The sequence below is a fragment of the Citrobacter sp. Cpo221 genome (assembly GCF_030332345.1).
GTDB classification, from domain to species: Bacteria; Pseudomonadota; Gammaproteobacteria; order Enterobacterales; family Enterobacteriaceae; genus Citrobacter; species Citrobacter portucalensis.
In genome coordinates this window covers 176820-190622 of the sequence record NZ_JAOWIA010000049.1, presented here as the reverse complement: position 1 = coordinate 190622, position 13803 = coordinate 176820, and the positions used below count along the sequence as shown (strand labels likewise).

11 protein-coding genes and 1 pseudogene are annotated in these 13803 nt (G+C 52.4%); 4 read left to right on the top strand and 8 right to left on the bottom strand.

Annotated features, from left to right (window positions below; all coding sequences use genetic code 11):
• Positions 1-40: 40 nt before the first annotated feature.
• Together yejM and OGY72_RS10805 are read right to left on the bottom strand one after the other, a co-directional pair.
• Complete coding sequence (yejM, locus tag OGY72_RS10810; protein ID WP_149281478.1) at positions 41-1801, bottom strand: LPS biosynthesis-modulating metalloenzyme YejM; 1761 nt, start codon at positions 1799-1801, stop codon at positions 41-43.
• 31 nt (positions 1802-1832) lie between these two features.
• A complete protein-coding gene (locus OGY72_RS10805) occupies positions 1833-2060 on the bottom strand; it encodes a YejL family protein (RefSeq protein ID WP_003027506.1) in 228 nt (75 codons plus the stop codon).
• A 134-nt stretch (positions 2061-2194) separates the two neighbouring features.
• On the opposite strand from OGY72_RS10805, the gene yejK reads away from it, so the two are divergent.
• Positions 2195-3202 carry a nucleoid-associated protein YejK gene (yejK, locus tag OGY72_RS10800; RefSeq protein ID WP_286547759.1) on the top strand — a complete coding sequence of 336 codons (1008 nt, stop codon included), beginning with the start codon at positions 2195-2197 and terminating at the stop codon, positions 3200-3202.
• Between the two features lie 120 nt (positions 3203-3322).
• Here the strand turns inward: yejK and rplY are convergent, their stop codons facing one another.
• Positions 3323-3607 carry a 50S ribosomal protein L25 gene (gene rplY, locus OGY72_RS10795; protein WP_003027502.1) on the bottom strand — a complete coding sequence of 95 codons (285 nt, stop codon included), beginning with the start codon at positions 3605-3607 and terminating at the stop codon, positions 3323-3325.
• Between the two features lie 124 nt (positions 3608-3731).
• Positions 3732-5492, bottom strand: a complete 1761-nt coding sequence (gene radD, locus OGY72_RS10790; RefSeq protein WP_286547758.1) for a DNA repair helicase RadD — start codon at positions 5490-5492, stop codon at positions 3732-3734.
• Between the two features lie 151 nt (positions 5493-5643).
• Between radD and rsuA the strand changes: the two genes are divergently transcribed.
• From rsuA to OGY72_RS10775, 3 genes are all read left to right on the top strand, one after another.
• Positions 5644-6351, top strand: coding sequence for a 16S rRNA pseudouridine(516) synthase RsuA (gene rsuA / locus OGY72_RS10785; protein WP_003834586.1), 708 nt, complete (start codon positions 5644-5646; stop codon positions 6349-6351).
• 15 nt (positions 6352-6366) lie between these two features.
• Complete coding sequence (locus OGY72_RS10780) at positions 6367-7557, top strand: Bcr/CflA family multidrug efflux MFS transporter (protein ID WP_003834584.1); 1191 nt, start codon at positions 6367-6369, stop codon at positions 7555-7557.
• 333 nt (positions 7558-7890) lie between these two features.
• Entirely contained in the window at positions 7891-8235 is a 345-nt protein-coding gene (locus OGY72_RS10775) for a YejG family protein (RefSeq protein WP_085951589.1), read from the top strand.
• Between the two features lie 3 nt (positions 8236-8238).
• Here the strand turns inward: OGY72_RS10775 and yejF are convergent, their stop codons facing one another.
• From yejF to OGY72_RS10755, 4 genes and pseudogenes are all read right to left on the bottom strand, one after another.
• On the bottom strand, positions 8239-9828 hold the full coding sequence (gene yejF, locus OGY72_RS10770; protein ID WP_149384773.1) for a microcin C ABC transporter ATP-binding protein YejF: 1590 nt from the start codon (positions 9826-9828) through the stop codon (positions 8239-8241).
• 1 nt (position 9829) lies between these two features.
• Positions 9830-10880: pseudogene (locus OGY72_RS10765) on the bottom strand (ABC transporter permease).
• Positions 10880-11974 (bottom strand): microcin C ABC transporter permease YejB, encoded by a 1095-nt coding sequence (locus tag OGY72_RS10760; protein ID WP_003834575.1) that lies wholly within the window; start codon positions 11972-11974, stop codon positions 10880-10882. The pseudogene OGY72_RS10765 and the gene OGY72_RS10760 overlap by 1 nt, the downstream one beginning before the upstream one ends.
• Positions 11975-13789 carry an extracellular solute-binding protein gene (locus tag OGY72_RS10755; RefSeq protein WP_286547757.1) on the bottom strand — a complete coding sequence of 605 codons (1815 nt, stop codon included), beginning with the start codon at positions 13787-13789 and terminating at the stop codon, positions 11975-11977.
• Between the last annotated feature and the right edge of the window lie 14 nt (positions 13790-13803).

Below are 13803 nucleotides of genomic sequence, written 5' to 3'. Positions count from 1 at the left end.
CGAATGCAAGAGGATGCCTCACTAACTGATTTATAATTAATCAGTTAGCAATAAATCGTTTCTCATCCGTCAGAACCTGTAGCAGCAGGCTGAGCTGCGGTTTCTGATCTTTAATTTTCTCGCCATGTAAATCATAGGTCTGGTAATTACCGTTGTTGTTCAGTACCAGCGTCATCTCTGGTGTGGTCACTGCCATCGTGCTGCCGTCAGCGGCGGTCACCCAGTAATGGCGGCGTGTAGCATTGAACAAATCCTGCCCCTGCGAGTATTCGTTAGCCGGCGTGCTGACATGCAGCAGGCGCTGCATCAGCGTCGTCATCAGGTCTGTATGATCGGTCAGGCTATTGATGCGCTGGGCAGGTGTTCCCGGCCAGTGAATAACCAGAGGAACCTGCAGATGACCGCGCGACCAGGCAAAGTTGTTCTCTTCCTGCGTCAGCGGTACACCGCGGCCAGCGGTAATAATTACCACCGTGTTGTCCAGTTTACCCGAGTCGCGCAGGGCGCTAAGAACACGGTTAATATTGGCATCCACATCCTGAGCGGCGCTGGCGTAGCGTTTGGCAAAGTTCTTCTGGTTACTGTCATCAAGGTTTGTCCCGTTAAAGGAGACCCAGGAGAACCAGCGATTATCTTCCTGCGCGTAGCGTCCCAGCCAGTTAATCCATTGGCTTGCGGTTTGTTCGTCTGATTGCGTTTGCACGCTCGGCATGGAGAAATCTGACAGCAGCGCCTGACGATAAAGCGGGCTGGTAAAGCCATCCGAGGAGAATAGCCCTAACTGATAACCCTGCTGGTTCAGTGCAGAGATCAGCGCCGCAGGCGTTCGGGTCGATAAAATGCCGTCCATGTAGCTTGGCGAAACGCCGTAGAACAGGCCAAAGATCCCGTTATCCGTGGTGTTGCCTGAGCTCATGTGACGCGTAAAGGAGATATTCTGCCCGGCGAACTCAGCCAGCGCAGGCATCTGTTTTTCAAAGCGTGAGTAGTTCAGGCCGTCTACGGTGATCAGCAGAACGTTCTGGCCGGTGCCCATATCGCGATAGTGCAGTTCGCTGAGCGGGTACTGCACGGAAACCGCTTCCGGATTACCCTGTTCGATCAGGCGACGCTGATACTCTTGCGCATCCAGCAGGCCATGTTTTTCCAGAAACTTACGCGCCGTCATCGGGTAAGAGAGTGGCAGGTTTGCGCGCTGCATGGTAATCGGGCGATAGAAATTGGCATCAGCCCAGATATACACCACATGCGAGGCGATAAAAGAAACGAAAAAGAATGCCGCTAACGGTTTGGCGAAATGGCGACGACGCGTCAGGCTGCGCAGCTTTTGCCAGCTCCAGGTCGCAAACAACATTTCTATTAACAGGATAACCGGCACGCTGATAAACAACAGTTGCCAGTCACGCGCCGCTTCGTTCTGGTCAGGGTTAATGACCAGTTCCCAGACGATCGGGTTGAGGTGCAGGTGGAAGCGGGTGAAAACCTCGCTGTCGATTAACAACAGCGTCATGCCAGCCGTCGCCAGGATAGCTGATAAGAATCGCATCAGCCTCTGGGACATGACGATAAACGTCAGGGGAAACAGGATCAGCAGATAGGTGGCAAACACCAGAAAGCTAAAATGCCCGACAACGCTCAGGTAGGAATATACACGACCTGCAAGAGTTGTCGGCCAGTCGGCGACAAACAGGTAACGGCTACCGAGAACCATGGCCAACAGAATGTTGAACAAGGCAAACCAGTGCCCCCAGCTAACCATCTGGGAGACTTTCTCACGGTAGCGCTGACGATGAGTTACCATAAACTGTTGTTCGTTTCCCCGGAGCAGGCTCTTAATGCGCTTGGTCGTCGTTTACCGAAGACTGCAATGCGCGGGCAAAAGAATTGGCAATCGCCTGGCGCTGGGCCGGTGCGATGCTTGTATTGATAAGGTTAGTCACCATATTTCCCAGTACCATCAGGGAAAGGTCGGTCGGCGCCTTATGTTTTTCCAGTACGTTGAGCATCTCATTCAGCAGTTGTTCAACGTGTTCGTCACTATAGCGGGAAATTTGTGGCATAAATCGAAATCAGTCTGTTCATGAAAGGGCAACATATTACCGTACAGACAGTTTTTTTTCTGCTTTTTTATCTTCTATTGCGTCACTGCCCGGCAGGTGGTTGAATACCGCCCGGTCTAAAAGGAGAGTTTATCATGAGTCTGGATATCAACCAGATTGCCCTGCACCAGCTTATCAAACGTGACGAGCAGAATCTTGAGCTGGTCTTGCGCGATTCATTACTGGAACCGACAGCGACGGTTGTCGATATGATGGCTGAGTTGCATCGGGTGTATAGCGCCAAGAATAAAGCCTATGGCCTGTTTAGCGAAGAGAGTGAACTGGCGCAAACGCTGCGTTTACAGCGTCAGGGTGAAGAGGGTTTTCTGGCATTTAGTCGTGCCGCGACCGGACGCTTGCGGGACGAACTGGCGAAATATCCTTTTGCCGACGGTGGTATTGTTCTGTTCTGCCATTATCGCTATCTGGCGGTAGAGTATCTGTTAGTTGCTGTGCTGAACAATTTAAGCAGCATGCGCGTCAATGAAAATCTGGATATCAATCCGACGCACTATCTGGATATCAATCATGCGGACATCGTGGCGCGCATTGATTTAACCGAGTGGGAAACCAACCCGGAGTCCACGCGCTATCTGACGTTCCTGAAAGGGCGGGTAGGGCGCAAAGTCGCCGATTTCTTTATGGACTTCCTCGGTGCCAGCGAAGGTCTGAATGCCAAAGCGCAAAACCGTGGCCTGCTGCAGGCGGTCGATGACTTTACTGCCGAGGCGCAACTCGATAAAGCCGAACGCCAGAACGTGCGTCAGCAGGTGTATAGCTACTGTAACGAGCAGCTGCAGGCTGGTGAAGAGATCGAACTGGAGTCGCTGTCTAAAGAGCTTTCCGGCGTCAGTGAAGTTAGCTTCAGCGAATTTACCGCTGATAAAGGTTACGAGCTGGAAGAGAGCTTCCCTGCGGATCGCAGTACGCTGCGTCAGTTAACCAAATTTGCCGGCAGCGGCGGTGGGTTAACCATTAACTTCGACGCTATGTTATTGGGTGAGCGTATTTTCTGGGATCCGGCTACAGATACGTTGACCATCAAAGGTACGCCGCCGAACCTGCGCGACCAGCTGCAGCGCCGCACGTCAGGCGGGAAATAAAACCGTTTGCCGGGTGAGAGCGTTAATGCCTTATCCGGTCGACGAGAACCATCAGTATCGATGACAAAATCCCATAAAAAAACCCCGCCAAGGCGGGGTTTTTCTTCAACTTGTTGGCGATTACGCGCGAACGAAGTCGATGTGAGACAGCTTCGGCTTGAACGGGTGACGCTGTACAGCCTGAGCTTTAACTTTAACTTCTTTACCGTCAACAACGATGGTCAGAACTTCGCTGTAGAATTCAGCTTTAGCTTGCATGTTCATAACTGCATCGTGATCCAGTTCGATAGCAATCGGGGCTTCTGCGCCACCGTAGATGATTGCCGGGAACTTGTTAGCGGCACGCAGGCGGCGGCTCGCACCCTTACCCTGCTCTTTACGTACTTCAGCGTTGATAGTAAACATTTAAATCTCTCTTTAATAATTCCTGCTACAGGCGACCCAGCAACAGGTAAGTGATCTGCTTTGCGTATGCAAAAGCGGGCGAGATTCTATACTCAAACGGCTGGTACATCAATCAAAAGTACGATTAACCGCGTAATTCATGTGCCCGACGAAAGCGTCCTTCATAATCGAAGACCTTTTCACGGACCTGCCAGTACTGACCTTTCATATGCGCCACCACGAAATCAGGATGCCGTAACAACGCCTGCTGATTGAGGATATCGGCGGCGGTTATCCAGCGTAAGGGTATACCGGGTGTTCGGGTGTGCGGGCGAATAAACAGTTGTTCGAAGGCCGTACGCTGCGCGGGAGTGTGCAGGCGAAAGCGTTCGCTGACGTCAGCGCCATCTTCATCGTAATAGGTGATTTTCAGCCATTCGCCTTTATCATCCTGCCCGTTTTGTAACACCATACCGCTACAGCGCAGGACCAGCGCATCTTTGAGCCTGAGCGCGGCTTTCAGCATGTCATCCGGGTCAACCAGCACCGCGTCGCACTCCCGACAACGGCGGGCGGCGATGTCATTTTCCGCGTTGCACTGTGGGCAGTTTTTAAAACGGAAACGAAAATCGCACTGTTCGCGATGGCCGTCATCATCTTCAAACCATCCCTGGCAGCGGCGGCCAAAATGTTCAATCAGCGTGCCGTCTGCCGTGGTTTTGCCCCAGAAGGTGTTTGCAAATCCGCAGGCAGGACAGAACACCTGTACCGGAACGTTGTCGCTTTTTCCTTTCGGAGCACCCACTTCCGGTGCGTACAAATCGTGCGGGTTGCCGGCATAATCGAGGATCAGACAGTCGGTTTTACCCGGTGCAAGGCGCAACCCACGACCGACAATTTGTTGGTAAAGGCTAACTGACTCTGTTGGGCGCAGAATAGCGATAAGGTCGACGTGCGGGGCATCGAAGCCGGTGGTCAGGACCGACACATTCACCAGATAGCGAAAGCGCTGGGCTTTGAACTCTTCAATCAGCACGTCTCGCTCAGCGCCTGGCGTATCTCCAGTGATTAGCGCGGCGTCGTCAGCGGGCAGCAGGCCCAGAATTTCTTTGGCGTGCTCAACGGTGGCGGCGAAAATCATCACCCCTTTGCGGGTTTGGGCAAACTCGATAATCTGGCTGATGATATGCGGCGTTATTCGCTGCTGCTTTTTCAGCTCCTGATTCAGATCCGCTTCGCTAAACAGGCCGTTACTCTGTGCCTGCAGGCGGCTAAAGTCATACTGCACGACCGGCATGTCGAGGCGTTCTGGCGGCGTCAGGTAGCCGTGTTTAATCATGTAGCGCAGCGGTAATTCATAAATGCAGTCGCGAAACAGCGCTTTTTCATCGCCGCGCACCATACCATGATAATGAAAATGATAAATCCAGCCCTTACCCAAACGAAAAGGTGTGGCGGTAAGCCCGAGCAGACGTAAGTGGGGATTTACTTTAGTCAGGTGAGTGAGGATTTGCTGATACTGACTCTCTTCATCATCGCCAATACGATGACATTCATCGACGATCAGCAGGGAGAATTCACCCTGAAAGGCGTCCAGATTACGCGCTACCGACTGTACGCTGCCAAAGACTACTTTCCCGTGGCTCTCTTTACGCTTCAGGCCTGCGGCAAAAATATCGGCTTCCAGCCCCAGCGCACAATATTTGGCATGGTTTTGTGCGACCAGTTCTTTGACGTGCGCCAGTACCAGTACGCGACCACGTGCCACGCGGGCCAGTTCTGCAATCACCAGACTTTTGCCCGCGCCGGTTGGCAGGACGATAACCGCTGGCGTGCGGTGGTGGCGAAAATGGTTGAGCGTGGCGTCCACGGCTTCTTTTTGGTACGGGCGAAGAGTAAAAATCATGAGCTCATTAAGGTAAACAGCAACAATGTATAGTATGCCATGAATCATTTCCCTTGAGGGATGGTGTAACACCGCTATACTGGGCGGATAACAGTCCCACTTTTCGGGCGTAAACCCGCTTCTCGTATTTTTACAGGCAAAAATCACACTCATGCGACTTGATAAATTTATCGCTCAGCAACTCGGCGTCAGCCGCGCTATTGCCGGGCGTGAGATCCGTGCTAACCGCGTTACCGTCGACGGTGAAATCGTTAAAAACAGTGCCTTTAAGCTGCTACCAGAACACGACGTCGAATATGACGGTAATTCCCTGGTTCAACAAAATGGCCCGCGCTATTTTATGCTGAATAAGCCTCAGGGTTATGTTTGCTCAACGGATGACCCGGATCATCCGACGGTGCTCTATTTCCTTGATGAACCGGTTGCCTACAAACTGCATGCGGCAGGGCGTCTGGATATCGACACCACCGGACTGGTACTGATGACCGATGACGGACAGTGGTCGCATCGTATCACCTCTCCTCGTCACCATTGTGAGAAAACCTATCTGGTGACGCTGGAGTCGCCAGTGGCAGACGATACCGCCGAGCAGTTTGCCCGTGGCGTACAGTTGCATAATGAAAAAGACCTGACCAAACCGGCTGTTCTGGAGGTCATTACGCCAACTCAGGTGCGATTGACCATCAGCGAAGGGCGCTATCATCAGGTAAAACGTATGTTTGCCGCGGTGGGTAACCACGTTGTGGAACTGCACCGTGAACGAATTGGTGACATCAGGCTTGATGACGATCTGGAGCCGGGTGAATACCGTCCATTGACCGAAGAAGAAATCGCCAGCGTTAACTTAACCCCGCGTTAATTTCAGGAGCTAAATGTGACCACCCGGCAGAACTCGTCAATTGCCATAGTCTTTATCCTTGGCTTGTTAGCCATGCTGATGCCGTTGTCGATTGATATGTATCTTCCGGCGCTACCTGTTATCTCAGAACAGTTTGGTGTGCCTGCGGGTAGCGCGCAGATGACCCTCAGTACCTATATTCTGGGGTTTGCAGTGGGGCAGTTGCTCTATGGCCCAATGGCTGACAGCATTGGGCGCAAGCCGGTGATTCTGGGCGGAACGCTGGTGTTTGCGGCGGCGGCAGTGGCCTGCGCCCTGGCGCAAACTATCGATCAACTGATCGTGATGCGTTTCTTCCACGGTCTGGCTGCCGCGGCGGCGAGCGTGGTTATCAACGCCCTGATGCGCGATATCTATCCGAAGGAAGAGTTCTCGCGCATGATGTCATTCGTCATGCTGGTGACCACAATTGCGCCCTTGTTGGCACCTATCGTGGGTGGTTGGGTGCTGGTATGGCTTAGCTGGCACTATATCTTTTGGATCCTCGCCATGGCGGCTGTTCTGGCGTCGGTGATGATCTTTACGCTAATCAAAGAGACCCTGCCTGTAGAGCGTCGCCAGCCGTTTCGCCTGCGTACCACTATTGGCAACTTTGCCTCGCTGTTTCGTCATAAACGAGTGCTGAGCTATATGCTGGCCAGCGGGTTCAGCTTTGCCGGGATGTTCTCGTTTCTGAGCGCCGGACCCTTTGTTTACATTGAGATTAACCACGTTTCACCGCAGCATTTCGGTTATTACTTCGCACTTAACATCGTATTCCTGTTCGTGATGACTATCATCAACAGCCGCTTTGTGCGTCGGGTTGGGGCATTGAATATGTTCCGTACCGGTCTGTGGATCCAGTTCGTGATGGCGGGATGGATGGTCTTTAGCGCACTGTTTGGGCTGGGGTTCTGGGCCCTGGTCGTGGGCGTTGCGGCGTTTGTTGGCTGTGTGTCGATGGTGTCATCTAACGCCATGGCGGTTATTCTGGATGAATTTCCGCATATGGCGGGAACGGCGTCATCGCTGGCTGGGACATTCCGCTTCGGCATTGGCGCCATTGTCGGGGCGCTGTTGTCTCTGGCGACCTTTAACTCGGCCTGGCCAATGATATGGTCGATCGCATTTTGCGCTACCTGCTCAATTCTCTTCTATCTTTACGCCAGTCGCGCCCAAAAACGGTGATCTAATACACAACCTGGGGGCCATAAGGTCTCCAGAGTTGATGTACATCAACCGCAAATCTATCATTTTCCCCGCTTATGTTTATTTTATGTAAAATCAATTTATGTAAAAAGTCACATCATTGTAGTTAAAAAGGTTGAGTTAGATCGCAGAAACGAGTACATATAGCCCGGAAATATGCCAGAACCATTGAATAATTTTAATTACCGGGTTTGAAAAGCTGCATAAAGACAGGGTGTAAACGTTTACCAACTGTCTAAAGACGTATTGTCAATGATGTGTTAATATTGATGTAAAATAATTGTGAAGTAATTGTACTTCCAGGGAAAGAAAGTGATGACATTACAACTCTCAATCGTTCATCGTCTGCCGCAGAGCTATCGTTGGTCGGTGGGTTTCGCAGGTTCGAAAGTTGAACCGATTCCGCAAAACGGTCAGAGTAATGAGAACAGCCTGGTGGCACTCAAATTGCTCAGCCCTGATGGTGACAGCGCGTGGTCAGTCATGCATAAGCTCAGCCAGGCCCTCAGTGATATCGAGGTTCCTTGTTCCGTACTGGAATGTGAAGGAGAGCCGTGCCTGTTTGTGAATCGCCAGGACGAATTTGCCGCGACCTGCAGACTGAAAAACTTCGGCGTGGCTATCGCAGAACCGTTTTCAAACAACAATCCTTTTTGAGCGTCAGCTTAGCGCGAGCAGCTGACGCGTATAGGCCTGCTGTGGTGCGTTAAATACGTGCTCGCATTGCCCTTGTTCCACGACCTCTCCCTGCCTTAGCACAATAACCTGATGGCATAACGCGCGTACTACGTGCAAATCATGGCTGATAAAAATATAAGCCAGGCGATGCTTTTCCTGTAACGACTTTAACAGCGTCAGGATTTGCGCCTGCACGGTTCTGTCGAGCGACGATGTTGGTTCATCCAGAATGATCAGGGAAGGTTTAAGAATCAATGCCCTGGCAATAGCAATGCGTTGGCGTTGCCCGCCAGAAAACTCCGCAGGATAACGATGCCGTGTTTCGCTATCCAGTCCCACTTCCGCCATCACCGCTTTCACCTGTGCCTCGCGCTGTTCAGCTGACAGGGTAGGCTGATGAACGCGCAACCCCTCCTCGATAATCTGTAGCACGCTCAGGCGTGGGTTTAGCGAGGAGTTGGGATCCTGAAATACCACCTGAATGCGGTGCCGGACCGGTAACAGCTGGCGACGATTTAAGGTATGCAGCGCCAGACCATCGAACACAATGCTTCCCTGTGAGGTGATTAACCTCAGTAACGCCAGCCCGGTGGTGCTTTTTCCGGAGCCTGACTCTCCAACCAGCCCCAGCGTTTCACCGGGCCGAAGGGAAAAACTGACATCGTTAACGACGACGTTGTGGTCCACCACGCGTTTCAGGATACCTTTGCGGATAGGAAAGGCGACGCGAAGCTTTTCTACTTCCAACAGCGGGGCTTGTCCGACAGGCAAAGGTACCGGGTCGCCGGAAGGTTCACTGTTTAGCAACTTCTGCGTGTAGGGATGCGTTGGCGCAGCGAGCAGTTGTACCGCTTTATTTTGCTCTACACACTGACCGTTTTGCATGACCGCCACGGTATCGGCTAGCTTTTTCACAATGCTCAGGTTGTGGGTGATGAACAGTAATCCCATGTTCAGCTCACGCTGTAACTCCCGCAACAGCTGCAGGATCTGCGCCTGTACGGAAACGTCCAGCGCGGTAGTCGGTTCATCAGCAATAAGCAGCTCTGGTCGTGTCAGCAACGCCATGGCGATCATCACACGCTGGCGTTCACCGCCGGAAAGCTGGTGCGGGTAGTCTGCGAGACGTTTGGCTGCCTGACGGATGCCAACGCGATCCAGGCAGGTCAGGATTTCTGCCCGCGCCGCCTCCCGACGCATTCCCCTATGCAGCGACAGCACTTCATAAAGCTGTTTTTCCAGATTGTGGAGCGGGTTCAGTGACACCATCGGCTCCTGGAAAATCATGGCGATTTTATTCCCCCGTACGCCGCGAAGCGTCTGCTCGTTGGCGTGAAGTAATGATTCACCATGAAAACGGATGTCCCCGGAAGGGTAAACTACCGGAGGGGACGGTAACAACCGTAGGATAGAAAGCGCGGTCACGCTTTTACCCGAGCCAGATTCACCCACCAGCGCCAGCGTTTGTCCGGCATCAACCCGTAGTGAGAGGGCATTGACTACGGTGCGCACGGTCTCTTGTTGACGAAAACCTACCGATAAATTCTCAATGGCTAACAGAGGTTGTGTCATTTTAAATCGCCTTGTTGGGATCAAACGCATCGCGTACCGCTTCACCAATAAAGATCAGTAGCGATAGTAGCAGGGCAACGGAGATGAACGCGGTGATGCCAAGCCACGGTGCCTGCAGGTTGTTTTTACCCTGCAACAGGAGTTCTCCCAGTGATGGCGAGCCAAGCGGTAAACCGAACCCAAGAAAATCCAGTGAGGTCAGAGTAGTTATCGAGGCGCATAAAATAAACGGTAAAAAAGTCAGGGCCGCGACCATCGCGTTGGGCAGCATATGACGCAGAATAATACTGCGATCGCTTACGCCGAGCGCCTGAGCGGCTCGAATGTAATCAAAGTTTCGGGTACGTAAAAATTCCGCGCGCACCACGCCAACCAGACTCATCCAGCCAAACAGTACGGTAATGCCCAGCAGCCACCAGAAGTTAGGCTGGACCACGCTCGATAGCAGAATGATGAGAAACAGCGTTGGCATTCCTGACCAAACTTCAATGAATCGTTGCCCCCACAGATCCACCTTGCCGCCATAATAGCCCTGAATTGCGCCAGCCATAATAGCCCTGAATTGCGCCAGCCATAATGCCCATCACGCTCGAACACAGGGTGAGCATTAGACCAAACAAGACAGATATACGTGTGCCGTAGAGGATGCGTGCCAGTACATCACCGCCGTTAGCGTCTGTTCCCAACCAGTTTTGTGCGGAAGGCGGGGAAGGGAAGGGCTTATCGGTGGCAAAGTTAATGCTGGTGGCCCCAAAGCGTATTGGTGCCCACAGGATCCAGCCCTGGTTTTCCAGGCGCTGTTGTAGCCACGGGTCCTGATAATCAGCCTGAGTCGCCAGCGGTCCGCCGAAGTCGCTTTCACTGTAGTTTTTGAACAGGGGGAAATACCAGCTATTGTCGTAGCGCACCAGTAGCGGCTTATCATTGGCAATCAGTTCTGAACACAGGCTAAGGCCGAACAGCACCAGAAAAATCCACAGCGACCAGTAGCCGCGACGGTTGTGGCGAAAGCGCGCCCAGCGGGCCTGATTGACGGGGCTTAATCGCGACATTAGCGTCCCTCAAAATCAATACGAGGATCGACCAGCGTATAGCTGATGTCGCTGAGGATATTCAGCAGCAGACCGATCAGGGTGAAGATATAAAGCGTGCCAAACATTACCGGGTAGTCGCGTGATACGGTAGATTCATAACCCAGCAATCCCAGGCCGTTAAGTGAGAACATCACTTCAATCAGCAGTGAGCCGGTAAAAAACATGCTGATAAACGTTGCCGGGAAGCCGGCGATCACCAGCAACATGGCATTGCGAAACACATGTTTCCACAGAATATTTTTCTCGCTGACCCCTTTAGCGCGTGCGGTGACGACATATTGTTTGCGCACCTCATCCAGAAATGAGTTCTTGGTCAACATAGTCAGCGCGGCAAACCCACCAACCACCGTCGCCAGCACCGGCAGGGTAATATGCCAAAGGTAGTCGGTTACTTTCTGATACCAGGGCAGGGAGTCAAAATTGGCGGATACCAGCCCGCGAAGCGGGAACAGGTCGTAGTAGCTTCCCCCGGCAAAAAAGACGATCAGCAAAATGGCAAACAGAAAGGCCGGTATGGCATAGCCGATAATAATAAATGCGCTGCTCCAGACATCAAACCGGCTGCCGTTATGCACCGCTTTGCGGATCCCAAGCGGTATCGACACCAGGTAGATGATGAGCGTACTCCACAGCCCCAGCGTGACGGAAACAGGCAGGCTGTCTTTGATAAGCGTCAGCACCGAGGCGCTACGAAACAGGCTGTCACCGAAATCGAAACGAATGTAATCCCAGAGCATTTTGAAGTAACGCTCATGAATGGGCTTATCGAACCCATAGCGGCGAGTGATTTCGGCGATCACTTCCGGGTCCAGACCCCGGCCGCCTCGATAATTACTGTCGCTGATGTTACCCACGCCGGTTTGCGCGTGGCTGGCACGAACGCCTTCGCTACCTGCGCCGGGTAATGCTCCGCTTTGCCCGAACTCAATGGCGGCGACGGCCTGTTCAACTGGACCGCCGGGGGCTATCTGCACGATAAAAAAGTTGATGGTGATGATGGCCCAAAGCGTTGGGATCACCAGCAGCAGACGTCGAATCAGATAAGCGCCCATTTATTCTCCCTGCCGCCTGGCTGCGGGCAGCTTCGCCGCTTTGTTGACGTCATACCACCAGTTGTCGAGGCCAATAGTATAAATTGGGCGAATAGCAGGATGTGAAAATTTATCCCACCATGCAATGCGATCCTCTGCCATAAACCACATAGGCAACATGTAGTAGTTCCAGGTTAATACCCTGTCCAGCACCCGGCCCAGTGGGATCAATTTGGCTTTATCGCCTTGCGCCGCGATGATTTGGTCGATCAGTTTATCAATCACCGGGCTTTGTACGCCGGGGGCGTTGTAGCTGGAATCAATATATTGAGAGGCCCACAGAATTTGCAGGTCCGAACTCGGCCACGGCATCGCACGATACAACCTCGGCATCATGTCATAGTCGCGACTGCGCAGGCGGTTCGTGATTTGTGAGTTATCCACCTGGCGGATATTCATGGTAATACCTAAGCGTTGCAGGTTGTGCTGGAACGGCAGCACCCACTGACTGTTGCTGCCCGCAGGGAGCAACAGTTCAAAGCTCAGAGGTTTACCGCTGGCGCTGTTTACGCGCTGCTGACCCTTTAGTACCCACCCGGCCTGTTCCAGTAAGGTATCGGCTTTCAACAGATTGTCGCGATCGTAGCCATCGCCTTTTGATTTTGGCGGCTGATAGATTTGGCTAAAGACCTCAGGGGGGAGATCCTTTTTCAAGGGCGCGAGTATCACCAACTCATCCGCGTCGGGGTATTTTGTCGCGGCATATTCGGTATTCTGAAAATAGCTGTTGGTCCGGCTCCAGGCGTTATAGAACAGCGCTTTATTCATCCATTCAAAATCAAAGGCCAGCGTGATGGCTTCCCGCACCCGTCGGTCGCTGAATACCGGGCGCTGAATATTAAATGCCAGCCAGCGAGTATCCTGGGCGGACTCGTTTTTTTGTTCATCTTTGATGATGTAGTTATTCGCGAAATTTTTCCCGGTATAACGCGTAGCCCAGTTTTTGGCATCATTTTCAAGACGCAGATCAAACGCCCCGGCCTTAAACGCTTCAAAGGCGACGTTATCATCCAGATAGTAGTCGTAGCGGATGGTATCAAAGTTCCAGCGTCCACGATTGACGGGCAGATTAGCGGCCCAGTAATCTTTGACGCGCGAGTAGATAATATACTGGCCCATCTTCCATTTGGTAATGCGATAAGGGCCGCTGGCGAGCGGTGGCGATGATAAGGGATCGCTGAGCTTATGATCTTTCCAGTACTTCTCTGGCATCACGGGTAATGAAAACAGGCTGAGCATGTCCTCTTTACCCGGCTTGGCTAATTCAATGCGTACGGTTAATGGCGCGATGGCTTTTACCGTTGTTCCCTTGTAGACCAGACGAAACTGCGGCACGCCTTCAGTCATAAATTTATGGAAGGTGAATGCGACGTCGCGGGCGGTAATGGGTGAGCCATCGTGAAAACGCGCCCGCGGATTAATGGCAATTTCTACCCAGGAATAGTCGTCAGCATAGCGTGCGCTGTCGGCAATGAGCGGGTAATAGCTACCTGGTTCATCGTCAGAGGTCGTAAACAGCGTATCGTAAAGCGTTTCGGTACGTGCGCCGGGGTTACCGCGCATTGCATAGCGGTTGAAGTTGTCAAATGTGCCAATGGCGGACAGGGTGATTTGACCACCTTTAGGGGCTGCGGGATTAACATAATCGAAGTGATTAAAGTTAAATGCGTACTTCGGCTCACCCAGTACGGCAAAAGCATAGCTTTCTTTGATGGATTGCGCCTGGGCGCTAAACCCGATGAGGGTAATAAACAGTAGCAGTACGCGAGGGATCATATAAAAGCGCTTTC